This window comes from Ramlibacter sp. (assembly GCF_036676645.1).
Taxonomy (GTDB): Bacteria; Pseudomonadota; Gammaproteobacteria; order Burkholderiales; family Burkholderiaceae_C; genus Ramlibacter.
Map to the genome: position 1 here is coordinate 26,400 of NZ_JAKFCM010000053.1, position 24,428 is coordinate 50,827.

At 70.0% G+C, this 24,428-nt stretch carries 21 protein-coding genes; 4 read left to right on the top strand and 17 right to left on the bottom strand.

What is annotated here, in order from left to right:
• Positions 1 to 30: 30 nt before the first annotated feature.
• From V6M57_RS08085 to V6M57_RS08100, 4 genes are all read right to left on the bottom strand, one after another.
• Positions 31 to 651: a class I SAM-dependent methyltransferase gene (locus V6M57_RS08085; RefSeq protein ID WP_332814474.1), complete on the bottom strand. Its 621-nt coding sequence runs from the start codon at positions 649 to 651 to the stop codon at positions 31 to 33.
• A gap of 10 nt (positions 652 to 661) precedes the next feature.
• Positions 662 to 1,474, bottom strand: coding sequence for a substrate-binding domain-containing protein (locus V6M57_RS08090; protein ID WP_442968796.1), 813 nt, complete (start codon positions 1,472 to 1,474; stop codon positions 662 to 664).
• Entirely contained in the window at positions 1,471 to 2,163 is a 693-nt protein-coding gene (locus V6M57_RS08095; RefSeq protein ID WP_332814592.1) for an ABC transporter ATP-binding protein, read from the bottom strand. The genes V6M57_RS08090 and V6M57_RS08095 overlap by 4 nt, the downstream gene beginning before the upstream one ends.
• Positions 2,164 to 2,228: 65 nt before the next feature.
• Positions 2,229 to 2,969, bottom strand: coding sequence for an ABC transporter permease (locus V6M57_RS08100; RefSeq protein ID WP_332814475.1), 741 nt, complete (start codon positions 2,967 to 2,969; stop codon positions 2,229 to 2,231).
• Positions 2,970 to 3,059: 90 nt separating this feature from the next.
• Here V6M57_RS08100 and V6M57_RS08105 point away from each other — a divergent pair, with 90 nt between their 5' ends.
• Complete coding sequence (locus V6M57_RS08105) at positions 3,060 to 4,184, top strand: substrate-binding domain-containing protein (RefSeq protein WP_332814476.1); 1,125 nt, start codon at positions 3,060 to 3,062, stop codon at positions 4,182 to 4,184.
• Positions 4,185 to 4,220: 36 nt separating this feature from the next.
• Here V6M57_RS08105 and V6M57_RS08110 read toward each other — a convergent pair whose 3' ends face one another.
• Complete coding sequence (locus V6M57_RS08110; protein ID WP_332814477.1) at positions 4,221 to 5,483, bottom strand: SUMF1/EgtB/PvdO family nonheme iron enzyme; 1,263 nt, start codon at positions 5,481 to 5,483, stop codon at positions 4,221 to 4,223.
• A 179-nt stretch (positions 5,484 to 5,662) separates the two neighbouring features.
• Between V6M57_RS08110 and V6M57_RS08115 the strand changes: the two genes are divergently transcribed.
• Genes V6M57_RS08115 through V6M57_RS08125 form a run of 3 tightly spaced genes read left to right on the top strand, consistent with a single transcriptional unit; the run spans position 5,663 to position 9,073 of the window.
• Entirely contained in the window at positions 5,663 to 6,259 is a 597-nt protein-coding gene (locus tag V6M57_RS08115; protein WP_332814478.1) for a TRAP transporter small permease subunit, read from the top strand.
• A gap of 30 nt (positions 6,260 to 6,289) precedes the next feature.
• Positions 6,290 to 8,053, top strand: coding sequence for a TRAP transporter large permease (locus V6M57_RS08120; protein WP_332814479.1), 1,764 nt, complete (start codon positions 6,290 to 6,292; stop codon positions 8,051 to 8,053).
• Positions 8,054 to 8,089: 36 nt separating this feature from the next.
• Positions 8,090 to 9,073, top strand: a complete 984-nt coding sequence (locus V6M57_RS08125) for a sodium:calcium antiporter (RefSeq protein ID WP_332814480.1) — start codon at positions 8,090 to 8,092, stop codon at positions 9,071 to 9,073.
• Here the strand turns inward: V6M57_RS08125 and V6M57_RS08130 are convergent.
• The 12 genes from V6M57_RS08130 to dxs form a co-directional block, all read right to left on the bottom strand.
• Positions 9,039 to 9,419: a Na+/H+ antiporter subunit G gene (locus tag V6M57_RS08130; RefSeq protein ID WP_332814481.1), complete on the bottom strand. Its 381-nt coding sequence runs from the start codon at positions 9,417 to 9,419 to the stop codon at positions 9,039 to 9,041. The genes V6M57_RS08125 and V6M57_RS08130 overlap by 35 nt on opposite strands.
• A gap of 10 nt (positions 9,420 to 9,429) precedes the next feature.
• Entirely contained in the window at positions 9,430 to 9,699 is a 270-nt protein-coding gene (locus V6M57_RS08135) for a K+/H+ antiporter subunit F (protein ID WP_332814482.1), read from the bottom strand.
• Entirely contained in the window at positions 9,696 to 10,148 is a 453-nt protein-coding gene (locus V6M57_RS08140; protein ID WP_332814483.1) for a Na+/H+ antiporter subunit E, read from the bottom strand. The genes V6M57_RS08135 and V6M57_RS08140 overlap by 4 nt, the downstream gene beginning before the upstream one ends.
• Positions 10,149 to 10,206: 58 nt before the next feature.
• Positions 10,207 to 11,817 (bottom strand): monovalent cation/H+ antiporter subunit D, encoded by a 1,611-nt coding sequence (locus V6M57_RS08145; RefSeq protein ID WP_332814484.1) that lies wholly within the window; start codon positions 11,815 to 11,817, stop codon positions 10,207 to 10,209.
• On the bottom strand, positions 11,814 to 12,155 hold the full coding sequence (locus tag V6M57_RS08150) for a Na+/H+ antiporter subunit C (protein ID WP_442968799.1): 342 nt from the start codon (positions 12,153 to 12,155) through the stop codon (positions 11,814 to 11,816). The genes V6M57_RS08145 and V6M57_RS08150 overlap by 4 nt, the downstream gene beginning before the upstream one ends.
• Before the next feature lie 8 nt (positions 12,156 to 12,163).
• A complete protein-coding gene (locus tag V6M57_RS08155; RefSeq protein WP_332814486.1) occupies positions 12,164 to 14,983 on the bottom strand; it encodes a monovalent cation/H+ antiporter subunit A in 2,820 nt (939 codons plus the stop codon).
• Between the two features lie 184 nt (positions 14,984 to 15,167).
• On the bottom strand, positions 15,168 to 16,628 hold the full coding sequence (locus V6M57_RS08160) for a TrkH family potassium uptake protein (protein ID WP_332814487.1): 1,461 nt from the start codon (positions 16,626 to 16,628) through the stop codon (positions 15,168 to 15,170).
• Positions 16,629 to 18,017: a Trk system potassium transporter TrkA gene (trkA, locus tag V6M57_RS08165; protein WP_332814488.1), complete on the bottom strand. Its 1,389-nt coding sequence runs from the start codon at positions 18,015 to 18,017 to the stop codon at positions 16,629 to 16,631.
• A gap of 22 nt (positions 18,018 to 18,039) precedes the next feature.
• Positions 18,040 to 19,731: a cation:proton antiporter domain-containing protein gene (locus V6M57_RS08170; RefSeq protein WP_332814489.1), complete on the bottom strand. Its 1,692-nt coding sequence runs from the start codon at positions 19,729 to 19,731 to the stop codon at positions 18,040 to 18,042.
• A 197-nt stretch (positions 19,732 to 19,928) separates the two neighbouring features.
• On the bottom strand, positions 19,929 to 21,011 hold the full coding sequence (locus V6M57_RS08175) for a TRAP transporter substrate-binding protein (RefSeq protein WP_332814490.1): 1,083 nt from the start codon (positions 21,009 to 21,011) through the stop codon (positions 19,929 to 19,931).
• Positions 21,012 to 21,255: 244 nt separating this feature from the next.
• On the bottom strand, positions 21,256 to 22,335 hold the full coding sequence (locus tag V6M57_RS08180) for a TRAP transporter substrate-binding protein (RefSeq protein WP_332814491.1): 1,080 nt from the start codon (positions 22,333 to 22,335) through the stop codon (positions 21,256 to 21,258).
• A gap of 189 nt (positions 22,336 to 22,524) precedes the next feature.
• Positions 22,525 to 24,426 carry a 1-deoxy-D-xylulose-5-phosphate synthase gene (dxs, locus tag V6M57_RS08185; protein ID WP_332814492.1) on the bottom strand — a complete coding sequence of 634 codons (1,902 nt, stop codon included), beginning with the start codon at positions 24,424 to 24,426 and terminating at the stop codon, positions 22,525 to 22,527.
• Positions 24,427 to 24,428: the final 2 nt, after the last annotated feature.

Genomic DNA, 24,428 nt, shown 5'->3' on the forward strand with positions numbered 1-24,428 from the left:
GACGAGGTGGTGGCCGCCCCACCTCTTGAATCAGCTCGTGTCCTTGAGACACAGGCACCAGATGAATTTCTGGACCGCCCCGAACGGCGTGTGGTGCTCCTCGCGCTCCTGCTGCAGAAGCGTGAAAGGGGCGCCGAACTCGGCGTGCAGTCCATCGGCGCTGTACCGCATGACTGGAAGTCCGCTGCACTGCTGCGGACCGTCCTCGGCAAACGTCGCCACGATCACGTGGCCGCCCGGCTTCACTGCGCGAAGGACGGCCCGGACGTAAGCCTCGCGGTCCTCCCGCGCCGTCAGGAAGTGGAAGACGGCCCGGTCATGCCAGACATCGAAGGCGTGCCGGGGGAGCTCGATGCGGGTGATGTCGCCCACGACCCAGCTGATTCGATCGGCGAGCGGGCCAAGCCGCTCCCTGGAGGCGGTCAGCGCGGCGCCGGAAAGATCGAGCACGGTGAGGTTCGAATACCCTGCCGCGAGGAGGTCGTCAGCCAGGGTCGATGCGCCGCCGCCGACGTCGATGATGGCCGCCTGCCGGTCGGCACCGGTCTGGCGGATCAGCTGCATCGACTGCCGGGCGTGTACCTGGAACCAGCTCACTCCCGTGGCCGGCTTGGTCGCATAGACCTGCTCCCAGTGTTCCTTGGACTGCATGGGTCGTCCGTCAATTCGCCGTGCCGGCGTTCGGGAAGAACAGCTGCTCGCCGCCGATCGTGTAGGCGGCAACGGCCTGCTGGCCGGCGGGCGAGGTGATCCAGTCGACGAACTTCTGCGCCTGCGCCGCCTTCACGTGCGGGTGCTTCTGCGGGCTGACCACCATCACGCCGTACTGGTTGAACAGGCGCTGGTCGCCTTCCACCAGCACCGCCAGGTCGCCCCGGTTCCTGAAGCTCAGCCAGGTCCCGCGGTCGGTCAGCACGTAGGCCCCGCTGGAGGCACCGATGTTCAGCGCCGGGCCCATGCCGCAGCCGCATTCCCTGTAGCCGCTGCCCTTGCCGTCGGCCAGCCCGGCCTGCTTCCAGTAGCGCAGCTCGGCCGCGTGGGTGCCGCTCCTGTCGCCGCGCGAGATGAAGGGCGCGTTGGCGGCAGCGACCTTCTTCAGCCCCTCGACGATGTCCTTGCCCTTGGTGCCGGCGGGATCGGCCTTGGGGCCCACCAGCACGAAGTCGTTGTACATCACCGGGTGGCGGCGCTGGGCGAAGCCGTCGGCCACGAACTTCTCCTCCGCGGCCCGGTCGTGCACGAACAGCACGTCGGCGTCGCCGCGGCGGGCGGAGTCGATGGCCTGCCCGGTGCCCACGGCCACGACCTTCACGTCCAGACCGCTGGCCTGCTTGAACAGCGGCAGGATGTGGCCGAACAGCCCCGATTGTTCCGTCGAGGTGGTCGAAGCCAGGGTGATCGACTGCGCCGAGGCCGGGCCGGCGGCCAGGGCGATGCAGGCGGCAGCGAAGCCGCCGCGCATCCAACGGATCATGCGATCTCCCCCTTGACGAACAGGTCGGCCTCCGGTGACAGGCGGGCCAGCCGCGCGCGGTCGAAAAACTGGTCCACCGGGGCGTCGGCGCGGATGCGGCCCTGCTCGAGATAGACCACACGGCTGGCCAGGCGCTTGACCTGGCCCAGGTTGTGGCTGGCGAACACCAGCGTCATGCCCGATTGCGCGAACGAGGCCATCAGTGCCTCGACCTCGCGCTTGGCATGCGGGTCGAGGCTGGCGGTGGGCTCGTCCAGCAGCAGCACCTGCGGCTGCAGCGCCCAGGCCCGCGCCAGCGCCAGCCGCTGCTGCTGGCCGCCGGACAGCGTGCGCGCGTTGCGCAGCGCCAGCTCGGCCAGCCCCACGCGCGCCAGCGCCGCCGGCGCCTGCTCGCGCGCCTGGCGCCAGCGCATGCCGCGCAGCCACAGCGCCAGCGCGACGTTGTTCAGGCTGCTGGTGCGCAGCATGTAGGGTCGCTGGAACACCATGGCCTGCCGGCTGGCGGCGTCGCGCAGCAGCGTGCCGCAGCGCGGCTGCAGCAGCCCGTTCAGCACGCGCAGCAGCGTGCTCTTGCCGCTGCCGTTGGCGCCGATCAGGGCCACCCGTTCGCCGGCCTCGATGCGCAGGTCGACGCCCTGCAGGGCCTGCACCGCACCGAAGGCCACGCCCACCCCTTGCAGGCGCAGCAGGCCGCCGTACGCCGGCGCCCGGGCCACTGCCGACGGCGGCACTTCGAGGGCGGCCGGCTGCGAATTCACCCGGCGATCCCCGCGCTGGCCGCCAGGGCCGGCCCTTCGCTGCGGCCCAGACGCCAGCGGCGCAGCGCCACCACCAGCGCATTGAGCGCCAGCACCACCGACAGCAGCACGATGCCCAGGCCGAGCGCCAGCGGCAGGTCGCCCTTGCTGGTCTCCAGCGCGATGGCGGTGGTCATCACCCGGGTGAAGCCGTCGATGTTGCCGCCCACGATCATCACGGCGCCGACCTCGGAGATCGCGCGGCCGAAGCAGGCGATCACCACCGTCAGCAGCGCGTAGCGCTCGTCCCAGGCGACCAGCAGGCTGCGCAGCAGCGGGCGCGCGCCCATCGAGGCCAGCTGCTCGCCGTGCTGCAGGTCGACGTCCTCCACCACCTGGCGCGTCAGCGCGGCCGCCACCGGCAGCACCAGGATGGCCTGCGCCAGCACCATCGCCGGGAAGGAGTACAGCCAGCCGAGAAAGCCCAGCGGCCCGGATCGCGACAGCAGCAGGTACACCACCAGGCCGACCACCACCGAGGGCACGGCCAGCGCGGTGTTCAGCAGGGCCAGCACGGCGCCGCGGCCGCGGATGCGCGCCACGCCGATCCAGGCCCCCAGCAGCAGCCCGCCGGCGCAGGCGATGGCACAGGCGGTCGCGCTGATGCCCAGCGAACGCAGCACGATGGAGGCCAGCGTGGGGTCGGGCGCCAGCACCAGGTGCAGGGCCAGCGCGAGGCTTTCGGAGAAGCTGCCCATGACCGGTCGAATGCTAGGCGCGCAGCGTGGCCGGCGGGCTACGGTCCTACGCTTATGAAGCCGGTTGCATACCGCATACTCATGCGTGCCATGCACAAGATCGAACTCTCGTACGCGCTCACCCGGCTGCGGCGGGAAGCCGGCATCCGCAACCCGCTGATCGAGCTGCTGCAGGCGGTGCGCCGCGACGGCTCGATCTCGGGCGCGGCCCGCGCGCTCGGCCAGTCGTACCGCCATGTCTGGGGCGAGCTCAAGCGCTGGGAAGCGGAGCTGGGGCATGGCCTGATCGTCTGGGACAAGGGCCAGCCGGCGCGGCTCACAACCTTCGGCGAGAAGCTCCTGTGGGCCGAGCGCCAGGCGCAGGCGCGGCTGGCGCCGCAGATCGAGGCACTCCATGCCGACCTGGAGCGCGCCTTCGCGGTCGCCTTCGACGACGCGGCGCAGGTGCTCACGCTGTATGCCAGCCATGACGATGCGCTGGCCCTGCTGCGCGACCACGCGGCCGGCAGTGCCCGGCTGCACCTGGACGTCCGCTTCACCGGCAGCGTCGATGCGATCGCGGCCCTGAACGAAGGCCGCTGCACCATGGCCGGCTTCCACACGCCGCCGCAACCGGCGCCGGACTCGGCGTTCGAGCGCGCCTACCACCCGTTGCTGCAGCCGGGCCTGCACAAGATCATCGGTTTCGCCCGGCGGCGCCAGGGCCTGGCGGTGGCGCCCGGCAACCCGCTGCGGCTGGCCTCGTTCGCCGACCTCGCGCGCGGCGCGCGCTTCGTCAACCGCGCGCTCGGCACCGGCACGCGGCTGCTGGCCGAGGAGCTGCTCGATCGCGCCGGGCTGGCGCCCGCCACCATCGACGGCTGGGACCGGGTCGAGTCCTCGCATGCCGCCGTGGCCCAGGCGGTGGCCTCCGGCAGCGCCGACGCAGGCCTCGTGATCGAGGCCGCGGCGCGCGCGCGCGGGCTGGACTTCGTGCCGCTGATCGACGAGGACTACTACCTCGTGTGCCTGAAGTCGCTGCTGGAGCAAGCGCCGGTACAGGCCCTTCGCCAGGTGCTGGCCGGTTCCGCGTGGCAGGACCTGCTGCGCAGCCTGCCCGGCTACGTGCCGCTGCGCTCGGGCGAGGTGCTGAGCCTCAGCGCGCAGTTGCCGTGGTGGCGCTACGCCAAGGCGAAGGCCAGGGCGAAGCGGAAACTGGAACCTGGCGCCGGTTGATCCTCATCCCGGGTTGCGCGGGAATGACCGGAGGGATCAAAGGGCGCAGGTGCGAAAGCCGGTGAAGTGGTCGTCGCGGTCGGGCAGCGCCCAGCCGCGCGCCTTGGGGGATTTCAGGCGCGAGCGGGTGGCGAAGGAGGCGCCGCGCAGCACGCGGGCGTGGCCGAACGCGGGCTCGGCCTCGAATTCGGTGTGGCGCGTCCAGGCGTGCGGTTCGAAATCCGGATACGGCCGCAGCGTGCCGGCGGTCCACTCGTGCACTTCGCCCCAGCGAAAGCCGCGGCCGGCCGCGCGGTGCGCGGCCACTTCCCATTCGACTTCGGTGGGCAGGCGCCGGCCGCGCCAGCGCGCCCAGGCATCGGCCTCCCACCAGCTCAGGTGCAGGGCCGGCTGCTGCGGCGCCATCCGGGTCGCCTTGCCGAAGAAGGTCTGCAGCACCGCGCCGCTGGCCACGCCGATCTGCTCGACATGGCGCGGGCCACGGCGCCCTTCCGTTTGCGCCACGCGCTGCAGCCAGTCCCAGCCCTCGGGCCGCCACAGTTCCTGCCGGTCGTAGCCGCCGTCGTCCACGAACTCGACGAACTGGCTCCAGTCGACCGGCTGCGCGTCGATCTCGAAGGCCGGCACGTCCACCTCGTGCGCCCCTTGCTCCACGTCGAACGCGAAGCCCCCGGGCTCGGAACCCAGCTGCCAGCGGCAGGCCGGCAGCAGCAGGGGCTCGCGCGCGGCCGCGGCGGCGGGCGGCTGCAGGGGCAGCGCCAGCCCCAGTTCCTGGGCCTGCCGGACCAGCTGCTCGCCGCGAAGGTCCTCGTGGAACAGCGCCGCGCGGTAGAAGTACAGGCCGTCGTCGCCGGCCGAGGCGTGCTCCAGCTGTTCCAGCGTGCGCTCCAGCGTGTCCATCAGCCAGGCGCGCAGGTCGGCGCCCTCGGGCAGCGGCATATCCCAGCGCGCCTCGTGGGGCGCCAGCAGCGGGTGGTACCAGCGATCGGCCATGGGCTCGGTCGAACCCAGGCGCGGCGCATCGGCGGGGCAGTGCACGCCCTGCGCGCGGCGCGGGTTGCGGCCGATCCAGTACTCGGCGAACCAGGCCACGTGCCCGGCGATCCACTGCGGCCGCTCCAGGCCGGCCCGCAGGGGCACCTGCAGCCCGCCGGCGGCGGCATCCTCGTAGCGGGCCAGCAGCTGCAGCGTGTGGTTGCGCGCGTCCATCAGCGCCAGCGACAGCCGCTCGGCACCCGCGCGGCGCATGTCCGGCTGGTCGATGCCCTGGGGCGCGAGCGCCAACCCGGTCGATGCCATCCGGTGATTATGCGAAGCGCGCAGCGTAGGGGATAACACTGGCATCTTAAGTAATCATTTCGTCAGGCACCCGGGCGCCCATACCCGACAATGGCGGGGCTGAAAAATCCGCCGGGCGCCGGGCTGCACTTGCAGCGGCGCCCGGTCTCACATACGAGCTTCCACTCCCCGGAGACGGCATGCAGGCACTTCTCAAACTGTCCAGGGCCATCGACTGGCTCAACGGCATCGTGGGCCGGTGGGTCATCTGGCTGATCCTCGCCTCCACCGTGATCAGCGGGGTCAACGCCTCGGTGCGCAAGGCCTTCAACACCAGCTCCAACGCCTACCTCGAGGTGCAGTGGTACCTGTTCGCCGCCGCCTTCCTGCTGGCAGCGGGCTACACCCTGCTCCATGGCGAGCACGTGAAGATCGACGTCTTCTACTCCCGCTTCTCGCGCAGGACGCAGAACTGGATCGACATCTTCGGCTTCACGCTGTTCCTGCTGCCGGTGGCCATTGCGGTGCTGTGGTACGGCATCCCCTTCTTCCTGCAGGGCTGGCGCTCCGGCGAGATGTCGTCCAACGCCGGCGGCCTGATCCGCTGGCCGGTCTACCTGATGATGCCGCTGGGCTTCGCGCTGCTGCTGCTGCAGGGCGTATCCGAGCTGGTCAAGCGCATTGCCTTCGGCATGGGCCTGATCCCCGATCCGGCGGTGAAGAAGACAGAGAAGACGGCCGAGGAGGAACTGGCCGAGGAGATCCGCCGCCTCGCCGAGCGGAAGGACAAGGCCTGACCGGCCGGGCGCGGAACAAGAGGAGTCGCGATGGAGTTCATCACGCAGAACATGGCCCCGATCATGTTCGTGGGCCTGATCTTTTTCCTGCTGCTGGGCTTCCCGGTGGCCTTCAGCCTGGGGGCCTGCGGCCTGTTCTTCGGCTTCATCGGCATCGAGCTGGGCGTGCTGCCCGAGTCGCTGCTGCAGGCGCTGCCGCTGCGCATCTTCGGCATCATGCAGAACGAGACGCTGCTGGCCGTCCCGTTCTTCACGCTCATGGGGCTGATCCTGGAGCGCAGCGGCATGGCCGAGGACCTGCTGGACACCATCGGCCAGCTGTTCGGGCCGGTGCGCGGCGGGCTCGCGGTGGCGGTGGTGATCGTGGGCGCGCTGCTGGCGGCCACCACCGGCGTGGTGGCCGCTTCCGTGATCTCGATGGGCCTGATCTCGCTGCCCATCATGCTGCGCTACGGCTACGACCGGCGCCTGGCCTCCGGCGTGATCGCCGCCTCCGGCACGCTGGCGCAGATCATCCCGCCGTCGCTGGTGCTGATCGTGCTGGCCGACCAGCTCGGCCGCAGCGTCGGCGACATGTACAAGGGCGCCTTCATCCCGGGCTTCATGCTGACCGGCCTGTACTTGCTGTGGGTGTTCTTCCTCGCGGTCTTCAAGCCCCACATGGTGCCGGCGCTGCCGCCGGAGGCCCGCACCTTCCGTGAGCCCGACGGCGGCAACGGCCTGACCTCGCTGGTGGTGCTGGCCGCCATCAGCACGGCCGTCGCCGTGCTGCTGGGGCAGAACTACCCGGCCGTGGTCAGCTGGTGGCGGGGCACCGAAGTCGCCGGCATGCCCACCGACGAAACCATCGTGATGGCGATGGCGGCCGGCGTGCTGCTGGCGTTCTTCGCCGCGGTGATCAACAAGGTGCTGCACCTCGGCCTGCTGTCGCGCATCGCCGAGCGCGTGACCTTCGTGCTGATCCCGCCGCTGTTCCTGATCTTCCTGGTGCTGGGCACCATCTTCCTGGGCGTCGCCACGCCCACCGAAGGCGGCGCCATGGGCGCCCTGGGCGCGCTCGTCATGGCCCTGGTGCGCGGGCGCCTGAGCTTCAACCTGCTCAAGCAGGCCCTGAACAGCACCACCAAGCTGTCGAGCTTCGTGCTGTTCATCCTGATCGGCGCCACCATGTTCAGCCTGACCTTCCAGGGGGTCGATGGCCCGCGCTGGGTCGAGCACCTGCTCACCAGCCTGCCGGGCGGCCAGGTCGGCTTCCTGATCGTGGTGAACATCCTGATCTTCCTGCTGGCCTTCTTCCTGGACTTCTTCGAGCTGTCGTTCATCGTGGTGCCACTGCTGGCGCCGGTGGCGGAGAAGCTGGGCATCGACCTGATCTGGTTCGGCGTGCTGCTGGGCGTGAACATGCAGACCTCGTTCATGCACCCGCCGTTCGGTTTCGCCCTGTTCTACCTGCGCAGCGTCGCCCCGGAAAAGGAGTACGTGGACAAGCCGACCGGCCAGCGCATCGCGCCGGTCACCACCGGCCAGATCTACTGGGGCGCGGTGCCCTTCGTGGTGATCCAGGTCATCATGGTCAGCCTGATCATCGGCTTCCCGGGCATCGTGTCGCACGACAAGGTGGAGAAGATCGACCTGGACAAGGTCAAGATCGAAGTCCCCGTGATGCCGAACTACGGCACGCCCGACGTCAACCTGGCCCCGCCGCCGCCCATGCAGGGCCCCTCGGAGGCCGGCGGCCTGACGTCTGCCGACGAAGAACAGAAGCGGATCGACGAGCTGTTCAACAAGAAATAGGGCTTCGCGGCCACTCGGGTCGTGAGTACCTCCTGGTTGCTGGTCCAGCTCGCGGTGTGCGCAGCGCTCATCGCCACCAGCGGCTACGCGCTGACCCGTAGTGCCGACCGGCTTGCGGCCATGCTCGGCTGGGCAAGGGGCTGGGTCGGACTGGCACTGCTCGCCACCGTCACATCCCTGCCGGAACTCGCTTCCGGGGTGAGCGCGGTGGCTCTCATCGGCGCTCCCAACCTGGCCGTCGGCAATGCCCTCGGTGCATGCGTGGTGAACCTCGCCTTCCTTGTCGTGGTCGATGCCATGCAGCGGCCGCAGCCCCTGTTCCGCGCCGCCAGTGCGACCCACCTGCTGTCGGCCGGGCTCGGGGTCGTCATGCTCGGGTTCGTGGCGCTCAGCCTGGTCACCGGTGCGCGTGCCCCCGCGCTGCTGCATGTCGGCGTCTACAGCCCTTTGCTGCTGGCCTTCTACCTCTTCGCCCTGCGCAGCGTGTTCAAGATCGAGCAGGTGCAGCGGATCTCCGCAGGGACGGTCCCTGCCGGCAATGGTGCGTTGCGTGCCGAGTGGCTTCGGTTCGCCGCCTCCGCAGCGGTGGTGCTGGTTGCCGGAAGCTGGCTGCCCGGGCTGGCTGGCGACATCGCCGAGGCGACGGGGGTGTCGCGCAGTTTCGCAGGCACTGTGCTGATGGCGTTGGTGACCACCTTGCCGGAAATGGCCGTGACCTTCTCGTCCCTGCGGCTCGGTGCACTGGACATGGCCATCGGGAACCTGCTGGGGAGCAATCTCTTCAACGTGACCATCCTGGCGGTGGACGACCTGTTCTACTTGCCCGGGCCGCTGCTCGCGCACGCGGCGCCGGCCCATGCCGCCTCGGCTGCCACTGCACTCGCCATGACGGGACTCGTCATCGTGGGGCTGGTGCTGCGGCCGCACGGTCGCGTGCTGCGCATCGCCAGCTGGATCAGCATCGGGCTGGTGGCCGCCTACGGTATCAATTCGACCGTGCTGTATCTGCTGGGAACCTAGCCTGGCGGCGATCCAGGTCCTGCGGCGGCTCGGCCACGCTGCGCACGCGCAGGTGCAACGCGGCCTGCGCCAGCAGGTTGGCCGAGACCGGCGCGGTGACGAACAGGAACAGCGTGATCAGCAGTTCGCGCAGCACCCATTCCCCCTGCAGCCAGTGCAGGGCCATGCTCGCCAGCAGCAGCCCGCCGACGCCAAGCGTGCTCGCCTTGGTCGGTGCATGCAGCCGCATGTAGAAGTCGCGGAAGCGAACCAGGCCGATGGCGCCGATCAGGCAGAAACTGCCGCCGACCACCAGCAGGAAGGCGACCAGCGCCTGCAGCAACGGATGCAGTTCGATCATGCCCATGTTCGCGCTCCTATTCGACCACGTCGCCGCGGGCGATGAAACGCGCCAGCGCCACGGTCGCGATGAAACCGAGCATCGCGATCACCAGCGCCGCCTCGAACAGCAGGTCGCTGTCCAAGCGCAGCCCCAGCAGGATCACGAGCCCCACGGTGTTGACATACAGGGTGTCCAGGGCGAGCACCCGGTCGGTCTGTTCCGGTCCGCGCAGCAGGCGCCAGCCGGTCAGCGCCAGCGCCAGGGCGAGCGCGCCCAGTGCGAACGAAAGAGCCGCTTCGATCATTCGAAGATCTCCTTGAGCAGGCGCTCGTAGCGCGCATGGATTTCAAGCACGAGTGCATCCGGCTCGGTCGCGTCGAGCGCATGCACCAGGATCCGGCTGCGCTTTTCGTCCACGAAGGCGGAGACGGTCCCCGGCGTGTTGGTGACGATGGTGGCCAGGAGCGCGATGGCGCGCGGATCCCGCAGGCTACAGGGCACCCACACCCAGGCTGGCTGCGGCACCCGGCGGGGCTGCAGCACGATGCGGGCCACCGTGAGGTTGGCGCGCACGATGTCCCACCCGACCACCAACAACAGCCGCACGGCCGCTACCGGAGCCCTCGAGCGCCGGTAGCGGCCGAGGAACCTGCGCGTCAGCCAGGGCAGCGCCAGGCCGAGCAGGGCCGCCCACAGCAGGCTGGCGGGCGCCAGCGATCCCTGCATCAGGAGCCAGGCGAGCGCAACCAGCATGGAGAGCCCGGGTGACACCACCCAGCGGCGCCGGGATACCCGCGCGCCCGGCTGATCCTCAGCGCGCCCCATGCTTCGCTCCCGATCCGTGTGCGGGACGGTACGGCCGCACCGCCCCCGCGCCGCGCTCCGGCCCCAGCACGGCCCGCGCTGCGCCCTCGCGGTCGGCCAGCTGCGCCGCGGCGGCATCCGTGTACCGCTTCATCGGCGCGGCCGCAGCGGCCAGCGCCACCACGCCTCCCAGCAGCGAGACCGTGGCGAGCACCAGCCGCGGGCTGGCGCCGGCAGCACCGCCGGTACGGCCCGGCCGCACGGCCCAGAACAGGACGCTGCCGGCGCGCGCCAGGCCCAGCAGGGTGAGGAATCCGACCCCGAGGATCACGCTCCAGAGCCACGGTGCGGCGGGCCCGCTGGCCGCCTGCAGGATCATCAGCTTGCCGATGAAGCCCGGCAGGGGTGGCAGCCCGATCACGGAGGCCGCCGCCAGCAGCATCAGGGTGCCGAGCAGCGCGGGTTGCGCCACGGGGCCGGCGGGTTCGAGCCGGTCGCCGACCTCGCCCCGCTGCGCCCCGACCAGTTCCGCGAGGAGGAACAAGGCGGCGATGACCAGCGTGCTCTGCGCGGTGTAGTAGATCGCCGCGGACCAGGCGGCCGGCGTGAACAGGCCGAGTGCGGCGAGGATCGTGCCGACCGAGACGACGTTGATCCATGCCACCAGGCGCGGCAGGGTCCCGGCGGCCAGCGCTCCCAGCACCGCGACGACGCAGCCGGCCAGGGCCAGCGGCAGCAGCCAGGGCGCCACGAGGCCGGCCGACTCGCCGGCGCCGGGTCCGAAGACGACCCCATGCACCCTGAAGATGGCATACACCCCGACCTTGGTCATGAGGGCGAACAGCGCCGCCGCCGGCGGCGATGCAGCGGCGTAGGTCGAGGGCAGCCACAGGTGCAGCGGCAGCAGGGCGGCCTTGAAGCCGAACACCACCAGCAGCAGCATGCCCCCGGCCTGCAGCAGCACGGCTTGCGCGCCGGCGATCCTCGGCACCCGCAGGGCGAGATCCGCCAGGTTGAGCGTGCCCGCGAAGGCGTACAGCACGGCCACCCCCAGCAGGAACAGGGCCGATGCCAGCAGGTTCAGCACCACGTAGGGCAAGCCATGGCGGAAGCGCTCCCGGCCCTGCCCATGCACCATCAGCACGTACGAGGCGATCAGCAGCACCTCGAAGAAGACGAACAGGTTGAACAGGTCGCCGGTGACGAAAGCCCCGGCCAGCCCCATCACCTGGAAGTGGACCACTGCGTGGAAGTGGCGGCCGTGGGCGTCCCAGCCACCGCTGGCGTAGACCACGACGGCCAGCGCCACCAGCTGCGTCAGGAGCACCATCAAAGCCGAGAGGCGGTCGATCACCAGCACGATGCCGAAGGGCGCGGGCCAGCCGCCCAGGTGGTACACCCGCCAGCCGCCCGCATGCGCGTCGAGCACCAGCACCACGGACACCAGCAGCCCCGCCGCCAGCGAAGCCCCGGACACGAGTCGCGCGCGCAGCAGCACCGCGTCGCCGTGGTCGCCTGCGCCGTCCTTCAGGACCAGCAGCAACGCCGCCGTGGCGAGCGGCAGCAGCACCGGCAGGATGGCCAGGTGCTGCCACAAGGCGCCGGCCCAGCCCGTCATCGGTGCGGCCCCGCCGCAGGCTCGGCGCCGTCCACCTGGTCGCTGCCGCATTCGTGCTGGCTGCGCACGGCCATCTCGATGACGATGCCGGTGGTGGCGAAGCCGATCACGATGGCCGTGAGGACCAGCGCCTGCGGCAGCGGGTCGGCCGCGCCGCCGGCGGCGCCGATGATCGGCGGCATGCCGATCCACAGCCGCCCCATGGCGAAGATGAACGCGTTGGTCGCATAGCCGAGGATGGTGAGGCCCAGCACGACCGGAAAGGTCCGGCCGCGCAGCAGCAGGTAGATGCCGCAGGCCGTGGTCCAGCCGATGCCGCTGGCGACCAGGAATTCCAGGCTGATGCTCATGCGCGGCCCTCCTTGCTGGCCGCGCCGAGGCTGCTGAACATCAGCATCGTGGCGCCGACCACGGTCACGTACACGCCGAGGTCGAATAGCGCCGCCGTCGCCAGCCCGGCCGCGCCGAGCAGCGGCAGCACGGGATGCACGTGTGCGCTGGTCAGGAACGGCTGGCCGAAGAGGAAGGATCCGACACCGGTGAGCGCCGCGATCCCGAGGCCGCAGGCGATCCAGCGCGTGTAGCGCTCACCCGCGCCCCCGCCGAGCGCGGACTCGGCCACGTCCTGCCCCAGCGCGATGTACTGCAGCACAAGGGCGGCGGCAGTGACCAGCCCGGCGACGAAACCGCCGCCCGGCAGGTTGTGGCCGCGCCAGAAGATGTACGCCGAGACCGCCAGCGCCATCGGCAGCAGCAGACGCGCGGCCATCCGCAGCATGAGCGGCGGCCGGGCGAACGACCACGGCAGCCCCTCGGCGTCGACGCGCGGGCGTCGCGCCCGCCAGCCGTCCAGCATCGCCAGCGCCCCCACGGCGGCGATGCCCAGCACCGTGATCTCGCCGAAGGTGTCATACCCGCGGAAGTCCACGAGGATGACGTTGACGGCGTTGGCGCCGCCGCCTTCCGGCACCGCGTTCTCGACGAAGTACCAGGCGATCGAGGAAGGGTCGCGGGTGAGTGCCATCCACGCCATCCAGCCCACCCCCAGCCCCCCTACCCCGGCCAGCACGGCGTCCCTGCATCGGCGCAGCCGGTGCGACTCGCGCGGTGTCGTGCGCGGCAGCAGGGCCAGACCCATCAGCAGCAGCACCGTGGAGACCACCTCCACCGACAGCTGCGTCAGCGCGAGGTCCGGCGCCGAGAGCGACTCGAAGCCGAGCGCCACCAGCAGGCCCACGACGCCGACCAGCACTACGGCGCGCAGGCGCTCGTGATGGCCCAGCACCAGCGCGGCGCCGGTCAACAGCAGGAGCGCCCACAGCACGATCGCCAGCGCAGTGGCCGGCTGCAGCTCGCGCGAACCGGCCGGCAGCGGCACGGGCGAGCGCAGCAGGGCCCAGGCGACGGCAACCACCGCCGCGCCGGCCAGCCAGGCCGAGTACCGTTGCAGCGAGCCGGTCTCGGTGCGGCGCGTCACGGCCGTTGCGAGCGACTGCAGGCCGCCGAGCGCCTGCGTGAAAAGGAGGCGTCCGGTGATTCCGCGCGGATGGTGCAGGTGCAGCCTGAACTTGCGCTGCAGGGCTGCGTACAGCGAGACGCCGCCGAGCAGTGCGACGGCGCTCATCGCCAGCGGCAGGTTCAAGCCGTGCCACAGTGCCAGGTGGTGCTCGGGAGGCGGTCCATGCAGCACCGCCTGCGCGGCGACGGCGACGATGGGCCCGAAGGTGACCGCGGGCAGCAGGCCGACCAGGACGCAGACGACCACCAGCACCGCCACCGGCAGCTTCATGAGCAACGGCGGCTCATGCGGGTGCGGATTCGGCAGGTCCCGCGGTTCGCCGTTGAAGAAGACGTCGTGGATGAATCGAAGCGAATAGGCCACCGAGCAGATTCCGAAGAAGGTGGCCGCCAGCGCGACGAGCAGCCCCCAGGCGCCGCCCGCTGCGCCGAGCGCTTCGTCGAAGAACATCTCCTTCGAGAGGAATCCATTGGCGAGCGGCACGCCGGCCATGGCGGCGGCCGCCACCATGGCGAGCGTGGCCGTCCAGGGCATGAACCGGTGCAGGCCGGCCAGGCGGCGCATGTCGCGGGTGCCGGTCTCGTGGTCGATGATGCCCGCGGTCATGAACAGCGAGGCCTTGAAGGTGGCGTGGTTCAGCACATGGAAGACGGCCGCCACCTTGGCCATCGGGGAGTCGAGCCCGAGCAGGAACACGATCAGCCCGAGGTGGCTGATCGTGGAGTACGCGAGCAGCCCCTTGAGATCGTGCTTGAACACGGCCACGTAGGCAGCGAATGCCAGCGTGGCCAGTCCCGTGCCGGCCACCCAGAGCTCGAAGGCATCGGTTCCGCCCAGGACGGGGTAGAGCCTCGCCAGCAGGAAGACGCCGGCCTTCACCAGGGTGGCCGAGTGCAGGTAGGCCGACACCGGCGTCGGCGCGGCCATCGCTTCCGGCAGCCAGAAGTGGAACGGCACCTGCGCGCTCTTGGTGAAGCAGCCGACCAGCACGAGGCCGAGCGCGACCGGGTAGAGCGGGTGCTGGCGGATGAGGTCGCCCCGGTCGAGCAGGACCGACAGTTCATGGCTGCCGCCCATCTGCCCGAGCAGCAGGGCGCCTGCGAGCAGCGCCAGGCCGCCGCCTCCGGTGACCGCCAGCGCCATCCGGGCGCCGGCGCGCGCGTCGGCGCGCCGGCCCCAGTAGCCCACCAGCAGGAACGACGAGACGCTGGTCAGTTCCCAGAAGACCACCAGCAGCAGCAGGTTGTCCGAGAGCACCACGCCCAGCATCGCCGCCATGAACAGCATCAGCCATGCGTACAGCTTGCCCGCGGGATCCTGCGGGCCCAGGTAGTAGGCGGCGTACAGCACGACCAGCACGCCGATGCCGGTGATCAGCAGGGCGAACATCAGGGCCAGGCCGTCGAGGCGCAGTCCGATGTTCAGGCCGATGTCCGGCACCCACGGCACGTGCAGCAGCATCGTGTGCCCTGCAAGGACCTGGGGCGCGAGCGCCAGCAGAAGGGCCGCGCAGGTCGCCGCCACCGCCCCCGCGATCCAGGCGGCGAGGCGCCGGCGGGAAGGCGCGAACGAGCGTCCTGCGGCCCAGGTGAGAATGACGCCCGGCACCAGGGGCAACAGCACCACGAGGGCGAGCAGCAAGGGCATGGCGGTGGTGGTCGCGGCAGGCTCCAACTGCGCGGCGGCCCGACCTGCGCATCACCTGTCCGCCCGCAGGCGCGACACCCGCCGGGGAGTCTAGCAGCGGGTGTCCGGCGCCGGGGCCCGGGAAGCCGGCCCTGTCCGTCCCGCGCACGCATCGCCATGCCCGTGGACACCCACCCGCGGCCAGCTACTTGCGCCAGAACCTGGGCATGAACAGCACCAACACCGTCATCAGCTCCAGTCGCCCGAGCAGCATGGCGAAGCTCAGCACCGACACCTGGAAATCGTTCAGAACACCGAAATGGCCGATCGGGCCGACCTCGCCGAGACCCGGACCGATGTTGTTGAGGCAGACGACGACGGCGGAAAAGCCGGTGACCAGGTCGAGGCCGGACAGCAGCAGGACGAGCGTGAGGCCCATGATGCTCGCCCCGTAGATGAGCATGAAGGCCATCACGGCGGCCAGGACCGACGCGGGGACGGTGGCGCCGCCGAGGGTGACGGGGTTGACCACGCGCGGGTGGATGATGCGCACCAGCTCGCGTCGGGCCAGCTTGAGCAGCAGCACCAGGCGGACCATCTTGATGCCCCCGCCGGTCGACCCCGCGCAGGTGGCGAAGCAGCCGAGCAGGATCATCAGCACCGGTGCGAATGCCGGCCACAGCGTGTAGTCGGCGGCGACATGACCGGTGGTCGTGCCGAGCGACACCACGTGGAACGCGGCGGCGCGCACCGCGGCAGGGAGATCGTCGTGGACGCCCTGCGCGAGCAGCAGGAAGCTGATGACCAAGGTGGCGGACAGCAGCACCAGCAGGTAGGCCTTGATTTCCGTGTCGCGACGCAGGGCGCCCAATGAACGCGTGTGCCAGACCGCGAAGTAGCGCAGGAAACTGATCCCCGCCAGGGTCATGAAGACGATGGCGACGCCTTCGATCAGCGGTGATTCGAAGTGCGCCAGGCTTGCGTCGTGCGAGGAAAACCCGCCCAGTGCCATCGTCGTGCACATGTGCATGAAGGCATCGGGCCAGTCCATCCCGGCCAGCCGGTAGGCGAGTAGGCACGCGCCGGAAAACAGGAAGTACATCGTCCACAGTCCGCGGGCTGTCTCGGCGATGCGGGGCGTGAGCTTGTCGTCCTTCAGCGGGCCGGGCGTTTCGGCCCGGTACAGCTGCATGCCCCCGAGTCCGAGCAGCGGCAGCACGGCAATGACCAGAAGGATGATCCCCAGCCCGCCGATGTACTGCAGGAAGCAGCGCCAGATGTTGACCGACAGCGGGAGCCTGTCCAGGCCGGTGAGCGCGGTGGCGCCGGTCGCGGTCAGTGCGCTCATCGACTCGAAGTAGGCATCCGCCCAGTCGATGCCCGGCACCGTCCACATCATCGGCACGGCGGCGCAGGCGGGCAGCACCACCCAGGCCAGGGTCACCAGGAGGAACCCGTCACGCGGCTTCAGTTCGCGGTTGTGGCGGCGCACGCTCCACCCCAGGGCCCAGCCGGCGAGCAGCGTCGCCAGGAATCCGAGGGCCCAGACGGGAGCATGCGTGCCCTCCGTAGCGCCAATGGACCAGGCAAGCGGCACCAGGTACGCGAGCGAGAAGCCCATCAGCACTCGGCCGAGCACTCGCAGGACCGGCTGGACGCTGTCCATCTACAGGAAGGTGGGGCTGACCTGGAACAGGCGCTCGACCTCGCGCACCTGCCGCTTGTGCGGGATGAACATCACCAGGTGGTCGTTGGTTTCGATGACCACGTCGCGTTGCGGCATCAGGACCTTCTGGTCCCGCCCCTCGCCGCGCACGATCGCGCCGATGCTGACGCCGGGCGGGAGCACGACCTCGTCCACCGGGCGGCCAACGAGCTTCGAGCTGCGGTGGTCGCCCCGCGCGACGCCCTCCAGCGCCTCGGCCGCGCCCCGGCGAAGGCTGTGCACGGCAACCACGTCGCCGCGCCGCACGTGCGCGAGCAGTTCGCCGATGACCGTCTGGGCGGGCGACACGGCGATGTCGATGGTGCTGCCCTGGATCAGGTCGGCGTAGGCCCGCCGGTTGATGAGCGCCAGCACCCGCCGCGCGCCCAGGCGCTTGGCCAGCATGGCCGACAGGATGTTGTCCTCGTCGTCGTTGGTGAGCGCAAGGAACATGTCCATGTGCGCCACGTTCTCGTCGGCGAGCAGTTCCTCGTCCGTTCCGTCCCCCTGCAGGACGAGCATCTCCGCCGGCAGCTGGCCGGCCAGGTACTCGCAGCGCTTCGCACTGAATTCGATGATCTTCACCTGGTAGTGCTCCGCCAGGCGCCGCGCCAGCCGAAGCCCGACGTTGCCCCCGCCGGCGATCATCACGCGGCGCACCGGCTCGTCGGAGCGGTGGATGGCGCGCAGCACGGGGTGGATCTTCTCGGCGTCCGCCAGAAGGAAGATCTCGTCGCCCGCCAGGATGCGCGTGTCCCCGCCGCACTTCAGCAGGGTCTCCTGGCGGTACAGCGCCACCAGTCGCATCGACGCCGCGGGGAACTGCGCCCGGAACTCGGCGATGGTGTGGTTGGTGATCGGACTGCCTGCCGCCGCCCGCATGTTGACCAGCAGCGCGCGCCCGCCGGAAAACTCCAGCACCTGCAGCGCCTCGGGATAGTCGATCAGCTTCTGCACGTAGCGGACGACGGACTCCTCGGGACAGATCACGTGGTCCACCGAGAATCCCTCCTTGCTCAGGAGCGGGTCCCCTTCCTTCAACTCAGCCCCGCGCAGGCGGGCGATGGTCGAGGGAATCCGGAACACGTCGTGTGCGATCTTGCAGGCGACCAGGTTGGTCTCGTCGAGCGGCGCGCAGGCGATCAGCATGTCCGCGTCCTCGGCACCGGCCAGCCGCATCACCTTCGTCTGGGTGCCGTTGCCCGCGACGCCGCGGAGGTCGAGACGGTCCTCGAGCTCGCGCAGGCGCTGCGGCTCGGTGTCGATGACCGTGATGTCGTTGCGCTCCGATGCCAGGTTCTCCGCAACGCTCTCGCCGACGCGCCCGGCTCCAAGGATGATGATACGCATGGGGTCCCGCCGCTTCCTCGACTCAGGCGTGCGAGCAGCGTTCGAGCACGTGGCGGGTCATGGCCCGCGCAAGCTCCTGTTCGCCCAGGAACACCTTGCCCGAGAGCTCCTGCTCCAGCAGTGCAGCCTCGGCGGCATTGTGGCTGCGCACCACGACCTCGATCGCGGGGTTGAGCAGGCGCGCGTTGTGGGCCATCTGGCGCACGCCCAGCGAGTCGGGCGTGGCGATCACCAGCAGCCGGGCCCGCGCGATGTGCGCCTGCACCAGCACTTCGGGCTGGGCTGCATCCCCGGCCACCGCCGGCACGCCGTCGGCGCGCAGCCGCTCGACCAGGTCCCGGTTCTCCTCCGCCACCACGAACGGCAGCCCGGCCTCGCGCAGCGCCTGCGCGATGGCGCGGCCCACCCGTCCGTAGCCCACCAGCACCACCTGCCGCGCCAGGAACTTCTCGTCCGTGCTCAGCGGCAGCGCGGCCAGCGGGTCGTGCCGCGCGTTCAGCTCGCGCGCCAGCTGCGAGCGCGCCAGCAGCCAGCGCTGCAGCGGTTCGATCGCCCGGAACACCAGCGGATTGAGGGCCATCGACAGGATCGCGCCGGCGACGACCAGGCTCTGCGCCTCGGACGGCACCACGTGCAGCGCCGCGCCGAGGTTGACGAGGATGAAGGAGAACTCCCCGATCTGCGCCAGGCTGGCCGAGATGACGAGCGCGGTGTTGAGCGGATAGCGCAGCGCCAGCACCACGACGGCGGCCGCCAGCGACTTTCCGACCAGGATGACGGCCGTGACGGCCAGCAGGCGCAGTGGCTGCCCGGTCAGTACGGCCGGGTCGAACAGCATCCCGACCGACACGAAGAACAGCACGGCGAAGGCATCGCGCAGGGGCAGCGACTCCTGCGCGGCGCGGTGGCTGAATTCCGACTCCCTCAACACCATGCCGGCGAAGAACGCGCCCAGGGCGAAGGAGACGCCGAACACCCGGGTCGCCGCATAGGCCATGCTGACCGCCGCAGCGATCACGCACAGGGTGAACAGTTCGCGCGAGCCGACCTTCTGCACCTGCCAAAGGGCCCAGGGGAACAGGCGCCGGCCGACGATCAGCATCAGCCCGATGAACAGCGCCACCTGCAGCAGCGTGACAGCCAGGCCGCGCCACAGGCTGGGTGCCACGCCGCCCTGCCCCTGGCCCTGCCACATGGCCGCCAGCGGCGGCAGCAGCACCAGCGCCAGCACCATGGCCAGGTCCTCGACCACCAGCCAGCCGACGGCGGCGCGGCCATTGAAAGTCTCCAGCAGGCCCACGCTCTCCAGCGCGCGCAGCAGGACCACCGTGCTGGCGACGGACAGCGACAGGCCGAACAGGACGGCCGCGGCCGGCGTCCATCCCCAGGCGCTGGCCAGCCCCGCGCCCATGGCGGTGGCGACGGCGATCTGCACGATGGCGCCCGGCACCGCGATCCTGCGCACCGCGAGCAGGTCGCCGAGGGAGAAGTGCAGCCCGACGCCGAACATCAGCAGCATCACGCCGATCTCGGCCAGCTGGCTCGCCAGGTTGGCGTCGGCGACGAAGCCCGGCGTGTGCGGCCCCACCACCACCCCGGCCAGCAGGTAGCCCACCAATGCCGGCAAGCGCAGCCGCGCGGCCATGAAGCCCAGCAGCAGAGCCAGGCCCAGGCCCCCGGCCACGGTCGCGATCAGCGGCACGTGGTGGTCCATGCCCCGAATCTAGCCGAGGCGCGCGGCGTCAGCGGCTGTCATTTTTCGCCTCCTCAATGCAAAGAGGCCCCGCAGGGCCTCTTCGCATTCCGTTCGCGCGGAACAACATGTAGCGCGAACACCTCTTGGGCGAGGACCCGGCTTTGCCGGTCCTCGTCCGACTGGCTAGGAAGCAGCCTTGGAATCGCGCAGCGATTTCAAAGCTTCACACTCAGGATGTAGTCGTCGTAGCGGTACTCGGAGAAGCGGCCCCACAGGATCTGGTCGCGCTGGAAGGCGCGCATGTCCTGGTGGATCTTCTTGAACTCCGGCGACTTGGCCTCGTGCTCGGCGAACACTTCCATGGCAGCCTTGAAGCCGGCATCCATGATCTCCTTGGAGAACGGGCGCAGCTGGGTGCCGGCCGCCACCAGGCGCTTGAGCGCCGGCGGGTTCAGGGCGTCGTACTTGGCGGTCATGTCGCGCGCGGCCACGTCGCAGGCCGCCTGCAGGATCGCCTTGTTCTCGGCCGACAGGCTGTCGAAGGCCTTGGTGTTGGCGAAGAACTCCAGCTCGGCGCCGCCCTCCCACCAGCCGGGGTAGTAGTAGTAGGGGGCGACCTTCTGGAAGCCCAGCTTCTCGTCGTCGTAGGGGCCGACGAATTCGGTGGCGTCCAGCGTGCCCTTCTCGAGCGCCTGGTACACCTCGCCGGCCGGCATGTTCTGGGCCACGACGCCCAGCTTGGCCATCGTCTCGCCGAACAGGCCGCCACCCAGGCGCATCTTCAGGCCCTTGAGGTCATTGGCGGTCTTGATCTCCTTGCGGTACCAGCCGCCCATCTGGGTGGTGGTGTTGCCGGCCGAGAAGCTCTTCATGTTGTACTTGGCGTAGAAGGCATCCATCAGCTTGCGGCCGTTGCCATGCTCCATCCACGCGTCCATGTGGCGCGCCGTCAGGCCGAAGGGCACCGCGCAGCCGAAGGCGAAGATCGAGTCCTTGCCGGTGAAGTAGTAGGAGGCGGTCTGCCCCATCTCGACGGTGCCGTTCTGGAGCGCGTCGACGTTGCCGAACGCCGGCATCAGTTCGCCGGCGGCATGGATCGAGATCTCGAACTTGCCGCCCGACATCGCCTTGACGGCGCGCGAGAGGGCTTCGGCGCTGCCCCAGATGGTGCCCAGGGACTTGGGGAAGCTCGAAGCCAGGCGCCAGCGCACCGCGGCTTGCGCGTGCACGGCCGGCGCGGCGCCTGCGGCCAGCACGGCGGCGAGGCCACCGTGCTTGAGGATGGAACGACGATCCATGGATGGGGTACTCCTGTGAGGTTCGCTTGGAAAAAGGGCGCGCCGATGATGAGCTGGGCCATGCCCGAACCCTTTCAGAAGGCTGGCAACGGTTTCAGCTCGCGTACTCAGAATCACCCAAGTTGGAAGAAAAAATGCCGCAGATCGGACGGCCCCTGGGCCGGATCATGAGTCACTTGGATCTACACCGCCACATAAGAAAAAAAGCCGCACGGGCGTGCGGCTTTCTGGCGGCGGCGCTGCCTCAGAGTTTCTGGCTCTGCATGAACCGGTCGAAGGTCGCCTCCGTGAACCGGAACCAGAGGTTCTGGTCCGCGCGGAATTTGCTGTAGTCGGCGTAGATCTTCTTCCACATCTCGTTCTTGGCGTTGAGCTCGTCGTACAGCTCCAGCGAGGCCTTGAACGCAGCGTTCATCACGTCGGCCGGGAACGGGCGCAGCTTGCTGCCACCGCCCACCAGTTGCTTGAGCGCCGCCGGGTTGCGCGCGTCGTAGCGGGCCTGCATGACCACCAGTGCCTCGGTGGCGGCGGTTTCGACGATGGCCTTGTTCTCGGCGGACAGGCCGTCGTAGGCCTTCTGGTTGACGAAGACGTCCAGCTGCGGGCCGCCTTCCCACCAGCCGGGGTAGTAGTAGTAGGGCGCCACCTTGTTGAAGCCCAGTTTCTGGTCGTCGTACGGTCCCACCCACTCGGCGGCGTCCAGCGTGCCCTTCTCCAGCGCCTGGTAGATCTCGCCGCCGGGAATGTTCTGCGGCACGGCGCCCAGTCGCTCCATCACCTTGCCTGCGAAGCCGCCGACCCGGAACTTCAGGCCCTTCACGTCGGCCGTGCTCTTGATCTCCTTGCGGTACCAGCCGCCCATCTGGGCGCCGGTGTTGCCGGCCGGGAAGCTGATCATGTTGTAGCGGGCGTAGAACTCGCGCATCAGCTTCAGGCCATTGCCCTCGTACATCCAGGCCGTCATCTGGCGGCTGTTCAGGCCGAAGGGGATGGCGCAACCCAGGGCGAAGCACTCGTCCTTGCCGAAGAAGTAGTAGGGCGCGGTGTGCGCCACTTCCACCGTGCCCTGCTGGACGCCGTCGACCACGCCGAAGGCGGGCATCAGCTCGCCGGCGGCGTGCGCGGAGATCTCGAACTTGCCGCCGGACATGGCCTTGACCTTGGCCGAGAACACCTCGGCGCCGCCGTAGATGGTGTCCAGCGACTTCGGGAAGCTGGAGGCCATGCGCCAGCGGATGGCGGGCTGCGCGTGCACGGCGGGAGCGATCCCGGCCGCGAGCACGCCGGCGATGCCGGCACGCTTGATGAGTGAACGACGATCCATGTACGGGAGCTCCTCTGGCGATACGAAGAAGGGATGACAACGAATGTCGGCGCCATTCTAGGAACACCCACACTAAGGTACTCAGGGGTTTTCCCTTGCGGACACACCCGAGTACTTTCGTCTCGCCAAGGAGAGCGCCAGGACAGATCCGGATCCCGGCAGGGCCCCGCGCACGGGGGCGGCCGGATGTCAGCCCACGACCTTGAGCGCCGGGGCGGCACGCCCCGCGAACTCGCCGAAGCGCGCCCGGACCGAGGCCTCGATGCCGGCCGCATCCAGCCCCTGCAGGGACAGCAGCCGCGCCGGGTCGCCGTGCTCGATGAAGGTGTCGGGCAGCCCCAGTTGCAGCAGCGGCTTGCGGATGCCGGCCGCATGCAGCGCCTCGGCCACCGCGCTGCCCGCCCCGCCGGCGATGCAGCCCTCTTCCACCGTGACCAGCGCGTCGTGGCGCGCCGCCAGGTCCAGCAGCAGCCGGGTATCCAGCGGCTTGGCCCAGCGCATGTTGGCCACCGTCGCATCCAGCCGCTCGCCGGCCTGCAGCGCCGGGTACAGCAGCGTGCCGAAGGCGAGGATCGCGACGCCGCGGCCGGACTCGCCAGCGCGCACGCGCCGCACTTCGCCCTCGCCGAAGGGCAGTGGCCGCAGGCCCGGCTGCACGGCGACGCCGGCTCCGGCGCCGCGCGGGTAGCGCACCGCCACCGGGTGGTCCTGCCCGAATGCCGTGGTCAGCAGCCGGCGGCACTCGTCCTCGTCGGCCGGGCAGCCCACGCTGACGTTCGGGATGCAGCGCAGGTAGGCGATGTCGTAGGCGCCCGCATGGGTGGCGCCGTCGGCGCCCACCAGCCCGGCGCGGTCGAGCGCGAACACCACCGGCAGGTTCTGCAGCGCCACGTCGTGGATCAGCTGGTCGTAGGCACGCTGCAGGAAGGTGGAATAGATCGCCACCACCGGCTTCAGGCCCTCGCAGGCCAGGCCGGCGGCGAAGGTCACCGCGTGCTGCTCGGCGATGCCCACGTCGAAGTAGCGGTCGGGAAAGCGCTTCTCGAATTCGACCAGGCCCGAGCCCTCGCGCATGGCCGGCGTGATGCCCACCAGCCGCCTGTCCTGCGCCGCCATGTCGCACAGCCACTGCCCGAACACCTGGGTGAAGGTCTGCTTGGGGGGCGTGGCCGGGGCGATCAGGCCCACCTTGGGATCGAACTTGCCGGGCCCGTGGTAGGCCACCGGGTCGGCCTCGGCCAGCTTGTAGCCCTGGCCCTTCTTCGTCACCACGTGCAGGAACTGCGGGCCGCGCAGGTCGCGGATGTTCTCCAGCGTGGGCACCAGCGACTCGAGGTCGTGGCCGTCGATCGGGCCGATGTAGTTGAAGCCGAACTTCTCGAACAGGGTGGCCGGCACCACCATGCCCTTGGCCTGCTCCTCCAGCCGCTTGGCCAGCTCGAACAGCGGCGGCGCGACCTTCAGCACGTTCTTGCCGACGTTCTTGGCCGCCGAGTAGAAGCGCCCGCTCATCAGCTGCGCCAAATAGCGGTTGAGGGCGCCCACCGGCGGGCTGATCGACATGTCGTTGTCGTTCAGGATCACCAGCAGGTTGCAGTCGGCGACCCCGGCGTTGTTCAGCGCCTCGAACGCCATGCCGGCCGTCATGGCGCCGTCGCCGATGATCGCCACCGACCGGCGCGACTCGCCCTTGCGCTGGGCCGCGATGGCCATCCCCAGCGCCGCCGAGATGCTGGTGGACGAATGCGCGGTCCCGAAGGTGTCGAATTCGCTCTCGGCGCGCTGCGGGAAGCCCGACAGGCCGCCGAGCTGGCGCAGCGTGGCCATGCGCTCGCGCCGCCCGGTCAGGATCTTGTGCGGATAGGTCTGGTGGCCCACGTCCCACACCAGCCGGTCCTCCGGCGTGTTGAACACGTAGTGCAGCGCGATGGTGAGTTCCACCGTGCCGAGGTTGGAGCTGAGGTGGCCGCCGGTGCGCGAGACGCTTTGCAGCACGAAGTTGCGCAGTTCGTCGGCCAGCAGCGGCAGTTGCGCGCGCGGCAGGCGCCGCAGGTCGGCGGGGGAGTCGATCGATTCGAGCAGCGATGCCATGG

Coding starts and splice junctions, on each gene's coding strand:
- V6M57_RS08085 (WP_332814474.1), bottom strand. CDS start 651: ATGCAGTCCAAGGAACACTGGGAGCAGGTCTATGCGACCAAGCCGGCC.
- V6M57_RS08090 (WP_442968796.1), bottom strand. CDS start 1,474: ATGATCCGTTGGATGCGCGGCGGCTTCGCTGCCGCCTGCATCGCCCTG.
- V6M57_RS08100 (WP_332814475.1), bottom strand. CDS start 2,969: ATGGGCAGCTTCTCCGAAAGCCTCGCGCTGGCCCTGCACCTGGTGCTG.
- V6M57_RS08105 (WP_332814476.1), top strand. CDS start 3,060: ATGCACAAGATCGAACTCTCGTACGCGCTCACCCGGCTGCGGCGGGAA.
- V6M57_RS08110 (WP_332814477.1), bottom strand. CDS start 5,483: ATGGCATCGACCGGGTTGGCGCTCGCGCCCCAGGGCATCGACCAGCCG.
- V6M57_RS08115 (WP_332814478.1), top strand. CDS start 5,663: ATGCAGGCACTTCTCAAACTGTCCAGGGCCATCGACTGGCTCAACGGC.
- V6M57_RS08120 (WP_332814479.1), top strand. CDS start 6,290: ATGGAGTTCATCACGCAGAACATGGCCCCGATCATGTTCGTGGGCCTG.
- V6M57_RS08130 (WP_332814481.1), bottom strand. CDS start 9,419: ATGGGCATGATCGAACTGCATCCGTTGCTGCAGGCGCTGGTCGCCTTC.
- V6M57_RS08135 (WP_332814482.1), bottom strand. CDS start 9,699: ATGATCGAAGCGGCTCTTTCGTTCGCACTGGGCGCGCTCGCCCTGGCG.
- V6M57_RS08140 (WP_332814483.1), bottom strand. CDS start 10,148: ATGCTGGTTGCGCTCGCCTGGCTCCTGATGCAGGGATCGCTGGCGCCC.
- V6M57_RS08145 (WP_332814484.1), bottom strand. CDS start 11,817: ATGACGGGCTGGGCCGGCGCCTTGTGGCAGCACCTGGCCATCCTGCCG.
- V6M57_RS08155 (WP_332814486.1), bottom strand. CDS start 14,983: ATGCCCTTGCTGCTCGCCCTCGTGGTGCTGTTGCCCCTGGTGCCGGGC.
- V6M57_RS08160 (WP_332814487.1), bottom strand. CDS start 16,628: ATGGACAGCGTCCAGCCGGTCCTGCGAGTGCTCGGCCGAGTGCTGATG.
- trkA (WP_332814488.1), bottom strand. CDS start 18,017: ATGCGTATCATCATCCTTGGAGCCGGGCGCGTCGGCGAGAGCGTTGCG.
- V6M57_RS08170 (WP_332814489.1), bottom strand. CDS start 19,731: ATGGACCACCACGTGCCGCTGATCGCGACCGTGGCCGGGGGCCTGGGC.
- V6M57_RS08175 (WP_332814490.1), bottom strand. CDS start 21,011: ATGGATCGTCGTTCCATCCTCAAGCACGGTGGCCTCGCCGCCGTGCTG.
- V6M57_RS08180 (WP_332814491.1), bottom strand. CDS start 22,335: ATGGATCGTCGTTCACTCATCAAGCGTGCCGGCATCGCCGGCGTGCTC.
- dxs (WP_332814492.1), bottom strand. CDS start 24,426: ATGGCATCGCTGCTCGAATCGATCGACTCCCCCGCCGACCTGCGGCGC.